Source organism: Flavobacterium pasteuri (genome assembly GCF_048286615.1).
Classification (GTDB): domain Bacteria; phylum Bacteroidota; class Bacteroidia; order Flavobacteriales; family Flavobacteriaceae; genus Flavobacterium.
Map to the genome: position 1 here is coordinate 275,422 of NZ_JBLVPN010000001.1, position 19,480 is coordinate 294,901.

General features: G+C 34.4%; 17 protein-coding genes and 1 pseudogene. 4 read left to right on the plus strand and 14 right to left on the minus strand.

Annotation, left to right across the window (positions count from 1 at the left end; all coding sequences use genetic code 11):
* Positions 1–236: 236 nt before the first annotated feature.
* Positions 237–2,354 (minus strand): glycoside hydrolase family 97 protein, encoded by a 2,118-nt coding sequence (locus ACNQF6_RS01295; protein WP_417962522.1) that lies wholly within the window; start codon positions 2,352–2,354, stop codon positions 237–239.
* Positions 2,355–2,659: 305 nt separating this feature from the next.
* Complete coding sequence (locus tag ACNQF6_RS01300) at positions 2,660–4,294, minus strand: DUF6377 domain-containing protein (RefSeq protein ID WP_417962524.1); 1,635 nt, start codon at positions 4,292–4,294, stop codon at positions 2,660–2,662.
* Positions 4,295–4,617: 323 nt separating this feature from the next.
* Here ACNQF6_RS01300 and hflX point away from each other — a divergent pair, with 323 nt between their 5' ends.
* Both hflX and ACNQF6_RS01310 read left to right on the plus strand, forming a co-directional pair.
* Positions 4,618–5,868 (plus strand): GTPase HflX, encoded by a 1,251-nt coding sequence (gene hflX / locus ACNQF6_RS01305; RefSeq protein ID WP_417962526.1) that lies wholly within the window; start codon positions 4,618–4,620, stop codon positions 5,866–5,868.
* A 381-nt stretch (positions 5,869–6,249) separates the two neighbouring features.
* On the plus strand, positions 6,250–7,014 hold the full coding sequence (locus ACNQF6_RS01310; protein WP_417962528.1) for a hypothetical protein: 765 nt from the start codon (positions 6,250–6,252) through the stop codon (positions 7,012–7,014).
* A gap of 279 nt (positions 7,015–7,293) precedes the next feature.
* Here ACNQF6_RS01310 and ACNQF6_RS01315 read toward each other — a convergent pair whose 3' ends face one another.
* The 7 genes from ACNQF6_RS01315 to ACNQF6_RS01345 all read right to left on the minus strand — a co-directional run bounded on the left by ACNQF6_RS01315 (position 7,294) and on the right by ACNQF6_RS01345 (position 11,920).
* The gene (locus ACNQF6_RS01315; RefSeq protein WP_417962530.1) at positions 7,294–8,205 is read right to left on the minus strand and encodes a DUF3078 domain-containing protein; all 912 of its coding nucleotides are present in this window, start codon (positions 8,203–8,205) and stop codon (positions 7,294–7,296) included.
* A gap of 86 nt (positions 8,206–8,291) precedes the next feature.
* Positions 8,292–8,798: a DUF2480 family protein gene (locus ACNQF6_RS01320; protein WP_417962532.1), complete on the minus strand. Its 507-nt coding sequence runs from the start codon at positions 8,796–8,798 to the stop codon at positions 8,292–8,294.
* Positions 8,799–8,878: 80 nt separating this feature from the next.
* Entirely contained in the window at positions 8,879–9,202 is a 324-nt protein-coding gene (locus tag ACNQF6_RS01325) for an SUF system Fe-S cluster assembly protein (protein ID WP_417962533.1), read from the minus strand.
* 128 nt (positions 9,203–9,330) lie between these two features.
* Entirely contained in the window at positions 9,331–9,738 is a 408-nt protein-coding gene (locus ACNQF6_RS01330; protein ID WP_417962535.1) for a GxxExxY protein, read from the minus strand.
* Positions 9,739–9,809: 71 nt separating this feature from the next.
* Complete coding sequence (locus tag ACNQF6_RS01335; protein WP_417962537.1) at positions 9,810–10,229, minus strand: SufE family protein; 420 nt, start codon at positions 10,227–10,229, stop codon at positions 9,810–9,812.
* A 24-nt stretch (positions 10,230–10,253) separates the two neighbouring features.
* Positions 10,254–10,685 carry a hypothetical protein gene (locus ACNQF6_RS01340; RefSeq protein WP_417962539.1) on the minus strand — a complete coding sequence of 144 codons (432 nt, stop codon included), beginning with the start codon at positions 10,683–10,685 and terminating at the stop codon, positions 10,254–10,256.
* 20 nt (positions 10,686–10,705) lie between these two features.
* A complete protein-coding gene (locus ACNQF6_RS01345) occupies positions 10,706–11,920 on the minus strand; it encodes an aminotransferase class V-fold PLP-dependent enzyme (RefSeq protein ID WP_417962541.1) in 1,215 nt (404 codons plus the stop codon).
* A 427-nt stretch (positions 11,921–12,347) separates the two neighbouring features.
* Between ACNQF6_RS01345 and ACNQF6_RS01350 the strand changes: the two genes are divergently transcribed.
* Entirely contained in the window at positions 12,348–13,694 is a 1,347-nt protein-coding gene (locus tag ACNQF6_RS01350; protein WP_417962543.1) for a serine hydrolase domain-containing protein, read from the plus strand.
* 263 nt (positions 13,695–13,957) lie between these two features.
* Here the strand turns inward: ACNQF6_RS01350 and sufD are convergent, their stop codons facing one another.
* The 5 genes and pseudogenes from sufD to ACNQF6_RS01375 all read right to left on the minus strand — a co-directional run bounded on the left by sufD (position 13,958) and on the right by ACNQF6_RS01375 (position 18,447).
* Complete coding sequence (gene sufD, locus ACNQF6_RS01355; RefSeq protein WP_417962545.1) at positions 13,958–15,274, minus strand: Fe-S cluster assembly protein SufD; 1,317 nt, start codon at positions 15,272–15,274, stop codon at positions 13,958–13,960.
* Positions 15,275–15,356: 82 nt separating this feature from the next.
* Positions 15,357–15,722, minus strand: a pseudogene (locus tag ACNQF6_RS01360) (four helix bundle protein).
* Between the two features lie 42 nt (positions 15,723–15,764).
* Complete coding sequence (gene sufC / locus ACNQF6_RS01365; protein WP_099714056.1) at positions 15,765–16,517, minus strand: Fe-S cluster assembly ATPase SufC; 753 nt, start codon at positions 16,515–16,517, stop codon at positions 15,765–15,767.
* A gap of 61 nt (positions 16,518–16,578) precedes the next feature.
* On the minus strand, positions 16,579–18,027 hold the full coding sequence (sufB, locus tag ACNQF6_RS01370) for a Fe-S cluster assembly protein SufB (RefSeq protein WP_417962547.1): 1,449 nt from the start codon (positions 18,025–18,027) through the stop codon (positions 16,579–16,581).
* A 90-nt stretch (positions 18,028–18,117) separates the two neighbouring features.
* Positions 18,118–18,447, minus strand: a complete 330-nt coding sequence (locus ACNQF6_RS01375) for a HesB/IscA family protein (protein ID WP_417962549.1) — start codon at positions 18,445–18,447, stop codon at positions 18,118–18,120.
* A 167-nt stretch (positions 18,448–18,614) separates the two neighbouring features.
* On the opposite strand from ACNQF6_RS01375, the gene ACNQF6_RS01380 reads away from it, so the two are divergent.
* Positions 18,615–19,475, plus strand: coding sequence for an MBL fold metallo-hydrolase (locus ACNQF6_RS01380; protein ID WP_417962551.1), 861 nt, complete (start codon positions 18,615–18,617; stop codon positions 19,473–19,475).
* Positions 19,476–19,480 lie beyond the last annotated feature (5 nt).

Here is a 19,480-nt window from a genome sequence, read left to right on the forward strand (position 1 = left end):
AAGGCTATCTTTTCGGATAGCCTTTTGTAGTTAGTTATTTTTTATCTGAATTTGATTATTATTTTAGAATTATTTGAATCTCATTAATTTGAGATAAACTGGTTTTCCTGCAAGGTTTTTTTGACCTTGTAGGTATATAAATCTAATAAAAATGATACCTACAAGGTTTTTGAAACCTTGCAGGATTTTATAATACCAAAATAAAAAGGCAGTCTAATATAGCCTTTTATAGTTAGTTACTTTTTGATTTCAACTATGCTTATCGCATAACCTCCACCCGGAGCACTGAGTTGTGATAGTTTCGATTGGTTCGTTACTTTCATTTTACGAATCGTATAGGCTTGCGGATTGGTTTTATAATGTGCATCTTTTGCATCAGCATAAATCGTTGCCTCATATTTTTTTCCTTTTTCCAAGAAATCAAATTTGAGTGTTGAGGTACGAGAAGTTTCTCCATTGACATTACCGATAAACCAGTTGTTCGTTACTTTTGCTTTACGCGCAACGGTAACATATTGACCAGGTTCTGCTTCTAGGTATTTACTGTCAGACCAATCTATTGCTACATCTTTGATAAACTGGAACGCATCTGGAAAACGATCATAATTTTCTGGAGTATCAGCTGCCATTTGCAACGGGCTGTACATGGTTACATACAAAGCCAATTGATTTGCAAGAGTGCTATTTACATGGGAGTTGTTGTCCTTGTTCATTTTACTCAAATCCATTTCAAAAATTCCAGGCGTATAATCCATCGGTCCACCCACTAAACGTGTAAAAGGCAACACCGTTACGTGATTTGGTTTAGAACCTCCAAAAGATTGATATTCTGTTCCTCTTGCCGCTTCGTTACCTATTAAGTTAGGGTATGTTCTTGCAATCCCTGTTGGGCGAACTGCCTCGTGGGCATTCAACATAATTTTATAATCAGCTGCTTTTTCTATTGCATATTGATAGTGGTTATTCATAAATTGGTTATAATGATTTCCACCGTTTTCAATGATAGAACCTACATAACCACTTTTTACAGCATCATATCCATTGTCTTTCATGAATTGGTATGCTTTATCCATGTGACGCTCGTAGTTACGTACCGAACCAGAAGTTTCATGGTGCATCATCATTTTAACGCCTTTTGATTTGGCATATTCATGTAATCCTTTGACATCAAAATCAGGGTAAGGAGTCAGAAAATCAAAAACATAATCTTTGGAGTGACCAAACCAGTCTTCCCAACCTTCATTCCAGCCTTCGACTAAAACGGCATCAAAACCATGTTTCGCTGCAAAATCAATATATTTTTTCACATTGGCGTTATTTGCACCGTGTTTTCCATTAGGCTTCGCTTTTGAAAAATCAGTAACACCAAGTTGTACCGTAGGAAATTCATCCGTATACGCCCAAGAACTTTTTCCAGTAATCATTTCCCACCAAACACCTACGTATTTAACGGGTTTTATCCACGATGTATCTTCAATTTTATTAGGGTCATTTAAGTTCAACGTCATTTTTGAAGCTAGAATTTCTCTAGCATCATCACTAGCAATTATGGTACGCCAAGGCGAATGATTTGGAGCCTGCATGTATCCTTTGTCTCCTTTTGCATCAGGTGTTAACCAAGATTCGAAAACCATGGTTTTATCATCCAGATTCAAATGCATGCATGAATAGTCAATTAATGCCGCTTCGTGTAAATTGATATACAATCCATCCGCTGTTTTTAGCATTAGCGAAGTTTGAACTCCTGTCAAAGAAAAAGAAGTTTGTGATACATTTGCCGTTTTTGCTTTTTCAGCCAATCCTCTGATTTCTGATAATTTTGAGGTCGTATAATCGTATTCTTGGGTGTCATAATCGCCAGGAATCCAAAACGCGGTATGATCGCCTGTCATGGCAAACTGTGTTCTTTCTTCCTTGATTACAAAATAAGTAAGGTTTTTTTGCGAAGGAAATTCATAACGAAATCCAAGACCATCGTCAAACAAACGGAAACGAATCACAATTTGTCTGTCGGTTTCTTTTTGGTTTAAGGTTACTGCCAATTCGTTATAATGGTTGCGAATGGAGGCTACTTCTCCCCAAACGGGTTTCCAGTTTTCATCAAAAGTGGCTGTCTTTGTATCAATAACAGTAAAGTCATTTAGCAACGATTTTTTATCATTTTTTAACTCTAGACCCAATTTACTTGGTTTTACAACTGCTTTATTTTTATAATTCAAACTGTAACTCGGAGTTCCGTCATTTTGTAAGGAGAACTCCATTACAAATTTTCCATTTGGTGATTTTAACTGCTGCGATTGCGCAGGGTTAAAAAACGCGAGCCACATTAGGGCTGTGAAAAGAAATTGCTTCATTTTTTAAATAGAATTTGATAAATTAATTTTTCAGGTTTAGTAATAGATTGTGATTTTCACGAAATAGATTTATTGAAAAATTCAAAGTTTTCCATTTTTCGAAAAGGTAAAAGTAAACGCTTTACACACTACATATTTTTGTCATCATAAAAAAGTAGATTGCGTTTCTTATTTTTAAATGCAAGATACTGAATAACTGTTTATTATGTGAATTTAGTATTTAAAAAAAGTGGTGGATTTATACTAAAAAAGTGGTCTTTGAGATTGTATTATTCCCGAACACCTTCTAGAAAAACAGCATTTTTCTATTTTAAATTGGTTCCAATCCGCATTACGCTAGCTTCAAAATCTTCTCGTGGACCTGCTGCTTTGTTTTTGAGTTGGGAACGGTAATTGTAAATTGTGGATACCGAATACCGAAGAAAAGTCGAAATTTTTGCGCTGTCCTTGATGCCCAAACGGATTAGTGCAAAGATTCTTAGTTCCGTATTCAAGAGTTCGCCTTCCTTCAATTGTGTTGCTTCGTCATCAATTAACAAAGCGCTGAATTCTGCTATGAAATTAGGAAAGAGTTGCAAGAATGTTTTGTCGAAATTAGTATAGAATTCCTTAAGCTCATTTTCGACAAATTGTTTCGATTTTACGGCACTGATAAGGTCGTTCATTTTTCCTGTCGTTGCCATGACATTCAATTTTCGGCGGTATTCGTCTAATTTACCGATGTAGTCTGAACACTGATCCATGTAACGGCCAATGTATATTTCTTTCAAAAGATTGGCTTCGGTCAGCGTATAATTCGTCTCATTCAATTTTTCATTGAAAGTATTTAATTCTGTATTCAGTTCCGAAAGCTTGCTGTTGGCTAAACTTAAATCTTGTTTCGCTTTCGACAATTTTTTCATTTGCTTAAAAAGTAAAAAAAGCACCGCCAACAAGAACACGGATAATATACTGGCACTTATTAAAAACAATACCAACTGAAATCGATTGGTTTCATTTTGTTTTTGATACGCCTCGTTGATAATGGGGAGCATCTTCGATATTTCGTAGGTTCGTAGGCGTGCATTACAAAAAAGAGCGTCTTCCAGCGAGCGTTTTATGTATTTGTAAGCGCGATCAATATCCCCGTTTTCATACATTAGAAAAGCCAACGAACGCAACGAAATATATTCTTTCTTGGCCAACTGCAAATCGGAAATAGCCGAAATAGTCAACCATTTTTTCTCTTGCTCAGCATCCTTTTTTTGGCGATAAGCCTGCGAAATAATGTAGGCAATAACTGCTCGATCATCACTGTTGTGAGCAATTTTCGGGAAATAGTTCAGTAATAAATCCAGTGTTTCTTTGTGTTTTCCGGCATCAAGAAGCGTACTGGACTTTGCCATAATATAAGCACTTGATTGTGGTTTGTAGCAATTTAAGGAGGAATCACGGTACTTTTTTGTTAAAACAATATAGTTCTTTTTTTCCTGAAGCGAAGCCGCATAATCAGACATATAGCCATAAACGACGCTATTTACGGTAAAATAATAACCTTTTAATTCGGGTGAGGTAGTGATGTTGATTCGATTAAGAATGTCGGTTGCTTCCTTGTACATTCCTAATGTTCCCATGATGGAAGCTAGATTTAATAGGGCATGATTTAGCTTTTCAATGTCATCTAGTTTTTCGGCTATTTGAAAACTCTTTCGAGCATAAATTAAAGCGGAATCCGATTGATACGATTTATATTCCGCATACAACTTTCCGTAAACAGCATATTTTTGAATATCGGTAGTAGTAGAAAGCAGCAGTTCATTGAGTTTGTTGATTTGAATCTCTTTTTTATTGGAATAAAGAGCATAATCAGCTACCGTTTGATCCAATTCCTCTAATAATTCCTCAGAATTATTTTGGGCAAAAAGAAAAACGGGGAACAAGAATGCAATGAGGAATGTCAAAAAGCGATTCATTCAAATGGGATTATATTGGTGTAAAAATAATTAAAAATCCAGTTGAACTCCTAAAGTCGTTCGTGCAAAAGCAACAGTTTTCAAAATAACGGCAAATTCGCTGATTTCGGGTGATAAATTTTTTAGCCATCAATTACCCAAATTTTGACTGATTTTTTAAAAAAGTAAAGATTAACCCGAGGCAATTTTTTTTTCATCTTATTTCCGTCTTGACCAAAATACTATCATTATTCACACGTTATGATTTTTTTATAAACCCAGAACTCAATAAGTCCCTTACAAATCATTAAATTTGTAACTTATTCAAAAATATGTTAGAAAAAGAAGTAATAAATTTCGAAAAAACGGCTATCGTTGGTATTGTGACTCAAAACCAAAGTGAAGAGAAACTAAACGAATATCTTGACGAATTGGAGTTTTTGACTTTTACTGCAGGAGGCCAAGTTGTAAAACGTTTTTCGCAAAAAATGGAACGCCCTAATCCCAAGACTTTTGTAGGAACTGGAAAAATTGAAGAGATTCATCTTTTTGTAAAAGAAAATGATATATCTACTTTGGTATTTGATGATGAATTATCGCCTTCACAGCAAAAAAATATATCTAAAATCATAACAGAATGTAAAATTCTGGATAGAACGCACCTTATCCTGGATATTTTTGCGCAACGTGCCGAAACTTCGTATGCAAGAACGCAGGTAGAATTAGCACAATGTATCTATATGTTGCCTCGATTATCAGGACTGTGGACACACCTTGAACGTCAAAAAGGGGGAATTGGAATGCGTGGACCTGGAGAAACAGAGATTGAGACAGACAGACGTATTGTTCGTGACCGAATCGCTTTATTGAAAGATAAAATCAAAGCAATCGACAAACAAATGGGAACGCAAAGAGGCAATCGCGGTTCCATGGTACGCGTGGCTTTGGTTGGGTATACTAATGTTGGGAAATCGACCTTGATGAATGCCGTTGGGAAAAGTGACGTTTTTGTAGAGAACAAACTTTTTGCAACTTTGGATACGACCGTTAGAAAAGTAGTCATCAAAAACCTGCCTTTCCTGCTTTCGGATACCGTAGGGTTTATCAGAAAATTGCCAACACAACTGGTTGATTCTTTCAAAAGTACGCTGGATGAGGTTCGCGAAGCGGATCTGTTATTGCACGTTGTTGATATTTCGCATCCGGAATTTGAAGATCACATTGCATCCGTAAACCAAACGTTATTGGACATCAAGGCAAATGACAAACCGGTAATTATGGTTTTCAACAAAATCGATGCCTACAAGCATTTGACTATTGATGAGGATGATTTAATGACCGAAAAAACGCCAAGACATTACACGCTGGAAGAATGGAAAGCGACATGGATGAGTCGAGTAGGAGAGCAAAATGCGTTGTTTATTTCGGCTACCGAGAAAGAAAATTTTGAGGAATTCAGAGAACGCGTTTACGAAGCCGTAAGACAAATTCACATCACCCGTTTTCCGTACAATAAGTTCTTATATCCTGATTATAAAGACGCGGTGGAAAAAGAAGACAAAGACGAAGAAGACACCGAATAATTTTCTCTAAAACATAAAATACACCAATCCCTTTTGATATTTTCAAGAGGGATTTTTTTGGGCATGTCCCAGCTTCCTCTGCGTTACAGCTGCGTCAGGCTGTTCGCTATAATCTTTTATGTAGTCCCGAAGATTCGGGACTACATAAAAGGATTTCCGCTGCCATCCTTCATGCGGAGTAACGATAACGATAATTAAAAAATAAAAAGTCCAATTGATGATTTGTAAGATAATTATTAAATTGTATATTTGAAGGTAATACGCTATGTAGTAACGCCTATCCATCCAAAATGAGATGTATATGCGCTATTTTGTAGCGGGTATAAACTAGTTATGTGTAATTATAAAAAAATCCTACGAAATAAATAACCTAAATTAAAAATGATAAATTTTTTAAAAAATTACTTGACAATAGCGTCGGAATTTATTGTATTAATTTTAGCATCATTATGGTATGTAAATACAAAAGAAATTGAACCATTAATAACAATAATTATTTGTATAGTCGCTATAATAACTTCTTTAGTCACATATTTTTCAGGTATAGAAGAGAAGATTTCAGCAAACGTTATTGGAATAGGAGAAAGAAAAAATCTTCATAAAGACTTTTTACATAACTATGTTCCTGGAGAAGTAACAATTAGTAAAATAATTGAAGATTTAGGTCAACCATTAGTGAAAATTAAAGATGATATTGAACAAGAGTGGAATGATAATAATAAATTTGAATTTTGGGTATATAAATACAAATTTTCAAATGCGGTTGTTCTATTTACAACAGAATTAGAAGATGAAAATGTAATATCTATTTCTTTAATTTGTAAACCAGATAAAAAACATCCAATTAAATGTCGATATTCGTTTGAAGAAGAAGACAAATTTTTTGGAGAAGCAACAATAACAGAAAATATAATTAAAAATTCAGAAAATTTTAAAAGCGAGAGTTATGCAAGTTGGATGTATACTGCAATTACTGCTCGTTATGCAGATTTCCGACCAATAAAGTATTTACATTTCACATACTTTATTTATTTCAAATACGAAAATGAAGCTGAAATGAAAGACCAAGAAATTGACGGAATTTGTATTTCTACAATGGAAGATGTTATGCCAATTATCCATTTTGACGACTTTCAGTTTAAATAATAACTACACATAACAGCTAGGGGTTCGTTGCGGCTGCAAGCCGAACAATGAACCCCGTGTTGAACGGAACCGGAGTACCTGCCGTCAACACCCCCAACTAGCGCTCATTTGTCCACGTTATTTGGTGTTCGTCCGCGACGTGTAACTACCTAAATTAAGAAACAATTTATAGCGTTTACACCGCCAATCGCTGAAATAGAATTATTTCAATCCACTACAGAACAAAAAAAAGACCTTTAGAAATTTTCTAAAGGTCTTTTTTTATAAAAATGTATTTTTTTAGAAACCGTAGTTTACGCCTAAACCTATGTTTTGACGGGTTTGAAAACCTTGGAACGCATTGTCATCATAAATGGTTTGAAAAGTAAAATTAGTCGATAAGTATTTATTGATTGTCATAACCACATTAACTTGATAATCAATATCAACATTTCTAGGTGTATCTAAGTAATTAGAGTATAAATTAGCACTATTTTCTACAGAAACATTCTTCATAACATTGAATTTATAATATCCGCTTAAAGCAGCTCCAAATTCGTATCTTGAATTCTCGCCTTGCTCTACCCCAAATGATGTTGTTTTACCTGATAAAGCTAATGCTGCCGCTGTTGTAAAATGACTATGAACAACAATAAGTCTTGATGTTGCGGGAGCAATATTAAATTTAAATGTATCCCTTTTTTTCCACATCATACCAGGTCCTAGTTGAAAGTAAGCTGGAGAAAAGAAGTGAGAAATTTTATAGGTTTGTGTCGCTGGATCTAAACCAGTATCCATTTGAGTGTTAAAATTAAAAAAAGCAGAATAATACCAATAACGGGATGCTTTCTTTCCTAGTAATGAATTATATAGTAATCTATCATCTGTTTTTTGAGTATCAGCATTTTTAATTTTTGCTAAACCATAGCCTACAATAACTTTATTATCCCAGTTAATAGTTCCTTTTTTATAATTGAAATCATAGTTCACTAACAAATTAGCTGCAATATTACTTTGACCACCTGCTAGCCAGTTATTAAAAGTAGATTGATTTCCTATTAAAGAGAATGTTCCAACTTTTGCCCAACCGTCGGGTTTTTCTTCACCTAGTTTTGAAGCAGCAGCTTCTGTTTTCTTTAAATTTTCTTTTTCATTTACTTGTGCAACACTAAGTGTGGAAACGAATAATAAACTAAATAGTATTTTTCTCATTATTTTTAGATTTAGATGCAAAGGTAAATTTCGTATCTAAATTGAAAAAAAAAATTGTCAAAAAGCAAATTTCATCGATAAAAACCTTATTTAGTCACTTTGTATAACGGAACGGCAGAACAAGCTTCACCATACATAATACTTCGAGCAAAAGGCTGCAAGTAGTGCGCTGCTAATACATAAGCCCGCATCGGAACCGGTTTTTTGGAGCATCCTTTTATGATAACAGGCTTATTTTCATAAACCGAATAGTCAATTTTAGGCAATAATTCTTCGTATAGTGAAGCGTCTAAATCTTCTAAAGTTCCATTGATGATTTTCTTCGCAAATGGCGCTAATTGAATGGCCACCAAAATAGAAGCCCAAGCCGGAACGATAGCATCGGTACTGCAATGAATTGCTACATATTGATCTTGGTATTGTGACCAATCATGATTTTTCAATTCCTCTCTAAAGTCTTTTTCTTTCAATAAAAAACCTTCCAACAGCCATTGCGAAATATCGATTTGCGTACGAATCCCCTTTGGATAATAATCTTCGAGATCGAAAACTTCCAAAACACTATTAGCAACTTTATTTATTATTTCTTCCATTTTGAAGTCTTAAAGTCGAACGTCGAAAGTCATAAGGTCAACTACTTTGAGACTTTATGACTTTTGACATTAGGACTAATTTAAAGCATTCCCAATTCTAATTTTGCTTCTTCGCTCATTAAATCTTTGCTCCAAGGCGGATCAAAAGTAATTTCTACTTCGGCATCTTTTACATTTGCAATCGATTTTACTTTTTCTTCCACTTCTCTTGGTAAGCTTTCTGCAACCGGGCAGTTTGGAGAGGTAAGTGTCATCAGGATTTTTACTTCGTAATCAGTATTGACCATTACGTCATAAATCAATCCTAATTCGTAAATATCTACAGGAATCTCTGGATCGTAAATAGTTTTTAATATTTTTACGATTGATTCTCCTAATTCATTTGTGTCTATTTCTTGTTCCATTGTTTGAGTATTTTAACCATATAAGACATTGAAGGTCATTTAAGGTTTTTGTTTTGAATATTATATTTGTACTTTTTTTTATTATTTAGCTTGATTAAATCATATTTAAAGTCTGCTATTTTTGTTTTTTATTCATCTAGATATCTATATCTTTCGTTGACATATGTTTTTTGTCCTTCTTTAAAAATATGCGTTACATTGAAATTTATCATTAATCCTATAGGAATTTCTAAAAGGTTCATATAGGTTAAAATTTGGGCTTCATGTATTGGTAAAACTTTTTCGACTGCTATAAGTTCAACTACTAAACTTTTTTCAACCAATAAGTCACATCTTAATCCTGTTTCAAGTTCTAAACCTTTATAATAAACAGGAATTGTAAGTTCAGTTTGAAATTCAAAACCTCTAATTGTCAATTCTTTTTTTAAACAGGTATGATAAACACTTTCTAAAAGACCGGGACCAAGATGTTTATGTACTTCTATAGCACAACCATTAACCTGATAAATTAAATCTTTTAAAGATGTTTTGGTCATAAATTTTCAGTTTTTTATTCTGACTTATATGACCTTAAATGTCTTATATGATTAAACGAATTAGTTTGAAGTCAATTCTGTGCATTGAATGCTAAAGCATACATTTTTATGTTTTTTATCATGGATACTAATCCATTGGCGCGAGTTGGCGATAAATGCTCTTTTAAACCTATTTCATCAATAAAATTCATGTTGGCGTCCAGAATATCAGAGGCCTTTTGATTCGAAAAAGTACGAATTAATATCGCAATAATTCCTTTGGTCAAAATGGCATCGCTATCGGCAGTGAAAATAATTTTGTCATCCGTTTGTTCCCCTTGCAACCACACTTTCGACTGGCAGCCTTTAATCAGATTGTTTTCAGTTTTGAATTCTTCTTTGATTAAAGGAAGTTTTTTCCCTAATTCGATGATGTATTCATAACGCTCCATCCAGTCGTCAAACATGGAGAATTCGTCAACAATTTCTTCTTGTATTTCTTTAATTTTCATACTATGCTGAATTTATTTTCAGTTTTATTCTTTAACTAATAAAGTTATTGTATTCACTAATTTCTTAATTTCATTTGGCGGAAAACCATGATCAAAACTATCCGTTTCATAAGCTTTATCCTTGAAGTTGATTTTCAAATTCGCGATCGCTGCACCGTCATGAAAACGTTTTTCGGTTTGCGCTTTTAATTTGGATAAACTATCCAATTCCACCTTTTTAAAACAATCCACTAACTCTTTCCAGTCCGCATCTGATATTTTTGTTGGTACCGGTTTATCATTTCCGTCTCTGTCTTTTGAAACCGTCAGCATCTGATTTTTCACTGTTATTTTTTGATAAAAACCTCTTGTGTTGGCCGTGTATTCAATAACAGCGGTTTCAATATCTTGACTCTTGGCGCTATCGCAACCGTTGCCCAGAAAAATAGTCAGAAATAATAAGGATAGAATTTTCATGTATTGATATTTTTAAATTTTTAGGACAACATGCGTTGGGCTTTTTTAATAGCTTCAACCATAACATCAATTTCTTCTTTGGTATTATAAAAAGCAAATGATGCTCGTATAGTTCCCGGAATATTAAAGAAATTCATAATGGGCTGGGCGCAGTGATGGCCTGTTCGTACTGCTATTCCTAATTTGTCAATTATGGTGCCAATATCGTACGGATGAATTCCTTCAATGTTAAACGAAATTACGGAAGTTTTTTCTTTGGCGGTGCCAAAAATCTTTAAACCTTCAATTTCCAATAATCGTTTCGTTCCGTATTCCAGTAATTCTTTTTCTTGCTGTTGAATGTTTTCAAAACCAACTTCATTCATATAATCAACAGCAGTTCCCAGAACGATTCCTCCAGCAATATTTGGTGTTCCGGCCTCAAATTTATGAGGCAACTCCGCATAAGTAGTTTTCTCGAAAGTCACTTCCTTAATCATTTCGCCTCCACCTTGATACGGTGGTAATTTATTTAACCAAGCTTCTTTTCCGTATAAAATTCCGGTTCCCGTTGGCCCACATATTTTATGTCCTGAAAAAACATAAAAATCACAATCTAATTCCTGAACATCTGGTTTCAAATGTGGAACAGCTTGCGCTCCGTCAATCAAAATCGCCGCGCCAACTTCATGTGCTTTGTCAATCATATATTTAATTGGATTGACCGTTCCAAGAGCATTCGAAATGTGATTTACGGTTACAATCTTCGTTTTATCCGAAAGTAATTTGTCATATTCAGACATGATTAATTCGCCATTTTCATTCATTGGAATCACGCGCAAAGTTGCTCCCGATTTTTCGCACAACATTTGCCAAGGCACAATATTGCTGTGGTGTTCTAATGCCGAAACTAAAACCTCATCGCCTGGTTTCAAAATCGAAGCAAATCCATTAGTAACTAAATTGATTCCATGCGTTGTACCCGAAGTGAAAAGAACTTCATGGGCAAATTTTGCATTGATGTGATTTTGAAGTTTACCGCGTGAAATCTCGTATGCATCAGTTGCTAATTGACTTAACGTGTGAACGCCGCGGTGAATATTAGCGTTGATTTCCTGATAGTATTTTGAAATCGCATCAATCACCACTTGTGGTTTTTGCGAAGTGGCTCCATTGTCGAAATAAACCAATGGTTTTCCGTTTACTTTTTGTGAAAGAATAGGGAAGTCGGCTCTAATTTTATTAATGTCTAACATTTTTTCGGCTTGTTTTTAATGTTTTATTGGTCAAATAGATTGCCAGTATTCTACATTTTTTTTGACAGACTAAGTTGAAATTAGCCTTTCATTATTTAGAATTTTTCTAAATACAAAAGTAGTGAAATTGGAATTAATTTTTGACAAAACACTTGTTAATAAAAGTTATTACTATTCATGATTTAGAAAAATATAATACGACATCAAATCTTACTTTTTGTTAAATCGGTAGATTTCATGAAACAATTTCTCTTTATAAATTTAACCATTAGGAAATTAAGAAAAATTAAGTATTAGTTCTTAACGAAACTTAATTTTTTAATCGTTTTGAAAAAATAGTTATTCGCATAAAAAATCATTTTTTAGAATTACTAAGTGTTTCAAAAATGTAGTTCTTTTTTATTAAATTGCTTCAAATTAATTCTCTATGAAAAAATTCTTCAAGTTCGTTGGTTTTATTTCTTTTATCGGAATCTTTTATGTTGGGTTCACTACTTATCCAAAACTGGATTTAATTTCTGGCTTTTCAGCCAAAAGTATCGCTTCGGGGCATTTTATTGATAATCGTTCGCAGGAAATGATTGAGAAAGGCGACAATAATATCGACATGATTGATTTGGCCAAAAATAATATTGAAGATGCCGGAAAGTTTGCTGTGGCTTCGGTTTATGGTTTAAAAGAAAGAAAAGCAATTTACCGTGAAGGTTTGGGAGTGACTTTAATCAATGATGATTTTGATGTGTCAAAACCGTATTTGGTTCCTAAAAGAACAAAATTGAAGAACAATTTACCTTTTCCGTATGGAAATAACGAACCTAAAGACACAGTTTTTAGCAACGTTGATTATACTAAATTGAATGCGGCTGTAGCCAATGCTTTTGACGTGAAAGGAGAATTGAAAAAGAGAACGCGTTCTTTATTAGTAATTTATAAAGACAAAATCATTGCCGAAAAATACGATACGGGATTTACTAAAAACAGTAGAATATTAGGCTGGTCCATGACCAAAAGCATTACTAGTGCTATGTTTGGAATTTTGGAGAAACAAAGAAAATTTGATATTGACGATCCTGCTCCAATTCCAGAATGGGCAAATGACAAACGAAAATTGATCACAACAAGTGACTTGCTGCACATGAATTCCGGTTTACAATGGGTAGAGGATTACACTACCATTTCTGATGTTTCCAAAATGCTTTTTCAGGCCCCAGATATGACTCGCTCGCAATTAGAAAAACCGGCGGAATATAAACCCAATATGCGTTGGAATTATTCTTCTGGAACGACAAATTTACTTTCAGGGATTTTGCGCAAGCAGTTCAAAACGCATCAGGAATATCTAGATTTTTGGTATTCCGCTTTGATTGATAAAATAGGAATGAATTCTATGGTTATCGAAACAGATATGGCTGGAAATTATGTCGGTTCCTCCTACGGTTGGGCTACAACCAGAGATTGGTCAAAATTTGGGTTATTGTATTTGCACAAAGGAAACTGGAATGGAGAACAAATTTTCAACGAAAGTTGGGAGAAATACACTTCAACTCCTACTAATAGATCTGAGGGAAGATATGGCGGACATTTTTGGCTTAATGCCGGCGGATCATTCCGTGATGTTCCGAGAGATATGTATTACTGCAGCGGTTTTCAAGGTCAAATGGTGGTGATAATTCCATCACTTGATTTAGTAGTTGTAAGAATGGGATTGAAAGAAGATCCTGAATTTGATTTTAACGGAATGTTGAAAGGGATAATTGAAAGTGTGAAGAAATAATTTTTATGATAAAGAATAAAGTTTTACAATCAGTTTTAATGATAATTGGAGGTTGGTTTTTAATAGGTTTAGGTTATTCTACGAATTTAGGTTACTCAATAATAAATGCATTTTGTTTTTTTGGAGGTCTTGTATTGCTTTTTATAGGAATTATAATGTTTATTATTGCAGTTAGAGACTAAAAATTAACCGCAAAAGGCACAAAGTTTAGTAAAAACCTTGCGCCCTTTGCGTAAATCTTAAGTGAACCCTATGTTTAAAAATTACAAATCAAATCCCAATTTCACACCTAATTTATTTGCGATGATGGTGGTAATTCGTTTTTTAAGTTCCGGTATTTTTATGCTTTCGATAACCGCATTAGAGAATGCATACATCAATAATGCTTTGGCTTCTTTCTTAGGGATTCCGCGTTGTTGCATGTAGAACATTGCTGTTTCATCAAGTTGACCAATGGTGCAACCGTGAGAGCATTTTACATCATCGGCAAAAATCTCTAATTGCGGTTTTGCATTAATTGTAGCTTTATCACTCAATAGAATGTTGTTGCTTTTTTGGAACGCATTTGTTTTTTGAGCTTCTCTTTCTACGAAAATTTTCCCGTTGAAAACGCCCGTTGAACGATCAGAGAATATGCCTTTGTAATCCTGATGGCTTTCGCAGTTAGGCGTAGCATGTTGCACAAGTGTGTAATGATCTACGTGTTGCTTATCGCCAATGATTGTAATTCCGTTTAAGTAACTCACAATTCTTTCTCCAAAGTGGTAAAAATTAAGGTTGTTTCTGGTGAGGTTTCCACCAAAACTAAAGGTATTAACCGCTACACTGCTCGTTTCTTGTTGAGAAACATACGTATTGTCAATCAAGTTAGCGGCACTATTATCGTTTTGAATTTTGTAATAATCTACTACAGCACTTTTTTGAGCAAAGATCTCGGTAACGGAATTCGTTAAAACAGGATTTTCATTTAAACTCTGGTGTCGTTCAATAATTTGTACATGTGAATTTTCACCTGCAATAACAAGGTTTCTGGGTTGAACTAGTAGTGCTGCTTCATTACCTGTAGAGAAATACATAATCTCAATAGGTTTGTCAGCTACTTTATTTTTTGGAATGTTGATGTACGCTCCCTCATTGGCGAAAGCCGTATTTAGAGAGGTCAAGCTTTCTTTCTTGTTGACAATTTTATTGAAATAGGTATCAATTATTTCTTTGTACTTGGGTTTGTTTAATGCAGATGACAATAAGCAAACATCAATTCCTTCATGTGTGGTTGCCGACAAATGTGAACTGAAAACACCATCAATAAACACTACTTTATAGGTGTCTATTTCGTGTAAAAAATATTTTTTTACGTGGTTGAATTCAACAGCATTTTCTTGTTTTGGAAAAACGGTAAAGTCATTTTTTAAGATGGCATTTAGCGAAGTGTATTTCCAAGCTTCGTCTTTTTTAGTTGGGAAACCTTTATCTTCAAAGTTTTTTATGGCCGCCGTTCTCACGTCATGAAGTTCAGAGTGAACATCTACACGCTCTTCAAAAGCCATAAAAGACGATAGTAATTTTTCTTTCAATTCCATTTTAATTTAAGTCTTAAAGTCTTAAAGTCAAATGCCTTAAACTCGAATGCGTGGAAACTTTCGAATTTTAGACTTTCAAAATTTAGCCTTTTGATAAATATTTAATAAAACCACTTAACAATTTTGATATTTCTGTTACTGATTCTAAAAGTTTTTCAAATTCTTCTTTAGTAATATAATCCAAATCAAATGCTAAATATAATTGAGAACGAACTTCCCCTGCGGAAGCTTTTGCAACGTATAAAAAGTAAACAAACTCTTTGTAAGTATTTCTCTCAAAACCTTCAGCGATATTTGATCATATAGAAATTGAAGCTCGTCTAATCTGTCTAATGAAATCAAAGTCTTTCTTGAAATTTGTATTTTCAGTAATTAGGTAAATTCTTTTATTAAAAATTCTTGCTTTTTGCCAAGAATTAATTTCTTCGAAAGAATTAAATTTCCCCATTACTTTTTTCTTTTGACTTTATGACCTTAGACTGTTTTAATTTTAAGCTTCTTGTTCTTGTTTAATCCAGTCGTATCCTTTTTCTTCTAGTTCGTGTGCTAGTTCTTTTCCACCGGATTTTACAATTTTTCCGTTGTACAACACGTGAACAAAATCAGGAACGATATAGTCTAACAATCTTTGGTAGTGCGTAATCACTACGATTGCATTTTTGTCACTTTTTAGTTTGTTAACACCATTTGCAACAATACGTAAGGCATCAATATCAAGTCCAGAATCGGTTTCATCAAGAATAGCCAATTTTGGTTCCAACATTGCCATTTGGAAAATTTCGTTACGTTTTTTCTCTCCACCAGAAAAACCTTCGTTTAGAGAACGAGAAAGAAATTTACGGTCAATTTCTAATAATTCTGATTTTTCACGAATCACTTTCAGCATTTCGTTTGCAGGCATTTCTTCCTGACCGTTTGCTTTACGCGTTTCGTTGATGGCAGTTCTCATGAAGTTCGTTACTGAAACCCCTGGAATCTCCACTGGGTATTGGAACGAAAGAAAAACACCTTTGTGTGCTCTTTCTTCTGGTGCTAATTCAGAAAGGTCTTCTCCGTCTAAAGATATTTCACCTTCGGTTACTTCGTAGTTTTCGTTCCCAGCAATGATAGACGCAAGGGTGCTTTTTCCAGCACCGTTTGGTCCCATAATCGCATGAATTTCTCCTGCTTTTACTTCAAGATTAATTCCTTTTAATATTTCTTTGTCACCTATCGAGGCGTGTAAATTTTTTATTGATAACATGTTTCTATTTTTAAACCATTAAGGTATTAAGATTCATTAAGTTTTGTTTTGTAATCAGAGATTACCCTACACTTCCTTCTAACGAAATTTCTAATAATTTTTGTGCTTCTACTGCAAATTCCATTGGCAATTTATTCAATACATCTTTACTGAAACCATTTACGATTAAAGCGATTGCTTTTTCAGTTGGGATTCCACGTTGGTTGCAATAGAAAACTTGGTCTTCGCCAATTTTACTTGTCGTAGCCTCATGTTCTATTTTTGCCGATGGATTTTTACTTTCGATATAAGGAAAAGTATGTGCGCCACAATTATTCCCCATTAACAACGAGTCACATTGTGAAAAGTTTCTGGCGTTATCTGCATTTGGTGAAATTCGGACCAAACCACGGTAACTGTTTTGTGATCTTCCAGCAGAAATTCCTTTAGAAATAATAGTCGATTTAGTGTTTTTACCTAAATGGATCATTTTTGTTCCAGTATCGGCTTGTTGGAAATTATTGGTAACAGCAATTGAATAAAATTCTCCTGTTGAATTATCTCCTTTTAAAATAACGGAAGGATATTTCCAAGTTATAGCAGAACCAGTCTCCACTTGTGTCCAAGAAATTTTTGCGTTTTTCTCGCAGATTCCTCTTTTGGTCACAAAATTAAAAACACCACCTTTTCCTTCTTTGTTTCCAGGATACCAGTTTTGTACGGTTGAATATTTGATTTCGGCATCGTCCAAAGCGATTAGTTCCACTACAGCAGCGTGTAATTGATTTTCATCACGACTTGGAGCCGTACAACCTTCAAGGTAAGAAACATAACTACCTTCGTCAGCAACTAATAATGTTCTTTCGAATTGTCCTGTTCCTGCTTGATTGATTCTGAAATAAGTTGAAAGTTCCATTGGGCAACGAACGCCTTTTGGAATATAACAGAAAGAACCATCAGAGAAAACTGCTGAATTCAAAGCCGCATAAAAGTTGTCTTTTTGCGGTACAACTGTTCCTAAATATTTACGAACTAATTCTGGATGCTCCTTAATGGCTTCAGAAATACTCATGAAGATAATTCCTTTTTCGCCTAATGTTTTCTTGAATGTAGTGGCTACTGAAACTGAATCCACAACGATATCCATTGCCACATTATTCATCATTTTTTGCTCATCAACAGAGATACCTAACTTTTTATACATTTCTAAAAGTTCCGGATCTACATCGTCCAAAGTTTTATTAGGATCTACCGCTTTTGGAGCTGAATAATAGGAGATGGCTTGAAAATCAGGTTTGATATAATGTACATTTGCCCATTCTGGCTCTGTCATTTGCTCCCAAGCACGAAAAGCCTCAAGACGCCAATCGGTCATCCATTGAGGTTCTCCTTTTTTGTGTGAAATAGCTCTAACGATATCTTCATTTAACCCAATAGGAAACGTTTCTGATTCTAATTCGGTATAAAATCCGTATTCGTATTCTTTATTTTCGAGTTCGATTTTTAAATCGTCTTCTGTGTATTTTGACATAATTTTATTTTTTAAAACCATTAAGAAATTAAGGTTTATTAAGGCTTAATTGCCTTAATTTCTCAATGGTTTAAATCTTTTTTTATTTTGTTATAGAGAGAAACTCTCTCCGCAACCACAAGTTCTATTGGCATTTGGATTGTTGAAAACAAATCCTTTACCATTTATTCCTCCTGAGAATTCTAATATTGTTCCGGCTAAGTACAGAAAAGATTTTTTTTCAACAGCGATAGTGATATCGTTGTCTATAAAAATTTTATCGTCTTCGCTTTTTGTTTTATCAAATTTTAAATCATAAGACAATCCAGAACATCCGCCGCTTTTTACACCTACTCTTACGTAGTCGATTGCAGCGTCAAAACCATCATCTTGCATTAAATCGATGATTTTTTTTCTTGCTGTGTCAGAAACTTTTATCATAGCTTATATTGATTTTGTCTAAATTAAACACAAAGATAGTGTATAAAAAGCTTTTTCCATAATTGATAACATTATTATAACTAATGCAAAAATAGAAAAAAGCTATTTGCGACCAGTAAAAGCGTTTGAATTTCTTAACTTTGTTTCGTCTCGAAAAAAGAAAAATCATGAAATTATATCCCATAGAAACAGGCAATTTTAAATTAGATGGTGGCGCAATGTTTGGCGTGGTGCCAAAAACTATTTGGAGCAGAACCAATCCTGCCGATGAAAATAACCTGATTGATATTGCGGCGCGCTGTTTATTGATTGAAGATGGCAACCGATTGATTTTGATTGATACCGGAATGGGAAACAAGCAATCAGAGAAGTTTTTTGGGTATTATTCGCTTTGGGGAACACATTCCATGGATAAATCGTTGGCTAAATATGGTTTTCAGCGCGAGGATATTACCGATGTTTTTATGACGCATTTGCATTTTGACCATTGTGGTGGAAGCGTACAATGGAACGCTGACAAAACAGGATACGAACCTGCGTTTAAAAACGCTAAATTTTGGTCTAACGAAAATCATTGGGAATGGGCGACAAAGCCAAATGCCAGAGAGAAAGCATCCTTTCTATCCGAAAACATTTTACCGATGCAGGAAAGCGGGCAGCTGAATTTCATCCAAAGACCGGAAGGCGATTTTTTAGAAAAATCGGAATTGGGTTTTGGTATTTTCTTTGCTGATGGACATACCGAGAAGCAAATGATTCCGCACATTCAATATAAGGATAAGATCATCGTTTTTTGTGCTGATTTATTGGCAACAGCCGGACACATTCCTATTCCGTATGTAATGGGGTATGATACCAGACCTTTACTGACTATGCCGGAAAAAGAAAAATTCATGAATGCTGCCGCTGATAATAATTATTATTTATTCTTGGAACACGATGCGCATAATGAAATAATAACCGTACAAAAAACCGAAAAAGGCGTTCGGTTGAAAGAGCGATTTACTTGCGAACAAATCTTAACATAGTGTTA

Bases quoted from the DNA above. Each gene is read 5' to 3' on its own strand.
- ACNQF6_RS01295 (WP_417962522.1), bottom strand. From the start codon at position 2,354: ATGAAGCAATTTCTTTTCACAGCCCTAATGTGGCTCGCGTTTTTTAAC.
- hflX (WP_417962526.1), top strand. From the start codon at position 4,618: ATGTTAGAAAAAGAAGTAATAAATTTCGAAAAAACGGCTATCGTTGGT.
- ACNQF6_RS01310 (WP_417962528.1), top strand. From the start codon at position 6,250: ATGATAAATTTTTTAAAAAATTACTTGACAATAGCGTCGGAATTTATT.
- ACNQF6_RS01315 (WP_417962530.1), bottom strand. From the start codon at position 8,205: ATGAGAAAAATACTATTTAGTTTATTATTCGTTTCCACACTTAGTGTT.
- ACNQF6_RS01320 (WP_417962532.1), bottom strand. From the start codon at position 8,798: ATGGAAGAAATAATAAATAAAGTTGCTAATAGTGTTTTGGAAGTTTTC.
- ACNQF6_RS01325 (WP_417962533.1), bottom strand. From the start codon at position 9,202: ATGGAACAAGAAATAGACACAAATGAATTAGGAGAATCAATCGTAAAA.
- ACNQF6_RS01330 (WP_417962535.1), bottom strand. From the start codon at position 9,738: ATGACCAAAACATCTTTAAAAGATTTAATTTATCAGGTTAATGGTTGT.
- ACNQF6_RS01335 (WP_417962537.1), bottom strand. From the start codon at position 10,229: ATGAAAATTAAAGAAATACAAGAAGAAATTGTTGACGAATTCTCCATG.
- ACNQF6_RS01340 (WP_417962539.1), bottom strand. From the start codon at position 10,685: ATGAAAATTCTATCCTTATTATTTCTGACTATTTTTCTGGGCAACGGT.
- ACNQF6_RS01345 (WP_417962541.1), bottom strand. From the start codon at position 11,920: ATGTTAGACATTAATAAAATTAGAGCCGACTTCCCTATTCTTTCACAA.
- ACNQF6_RS01350 (WP_417962543.1), top strand. From the start codon at position 12,348: ATGAAAAAATTCTTCAAGTTCGTTGGTTTTATTTCTTTTATCGGAATC.
- sufD (WP_417962545.1), bottom strand. From the start codon at position 15,274: ATGGAATTGAAAGAAAAATTACTATCGTCTTTTATGGCTTTTGAAGAG.
- sufC (WP_099714056.1), bottom strand. From the start codon at position 16,517: ATGTTATCAATAAAAAATTTACACGCCTCGATAGGTGACAAAGAAATA.
- sufB (WP_417962547.1), bottom strand. From the start codon at position 18,027: ATGTCAAAATACACAGAAGACGATTTAAAAATCGAACTCGAAAATAAA.
- ACNQF6_RS01375 (WP_417962549.1), bottom strand. From the start codon at position 18,447: ATGATAAAAGTTTCTGACACAGCAAGAAAAAAAATCATCGATTTAATG.
- ACNQF6_RS01380 (WP_417962551.1), top strand. From the start codon at position 18,615: ATGAAATTATATCCCATAGAAACAGGCAATTTTAAATTAGATGGTGGC.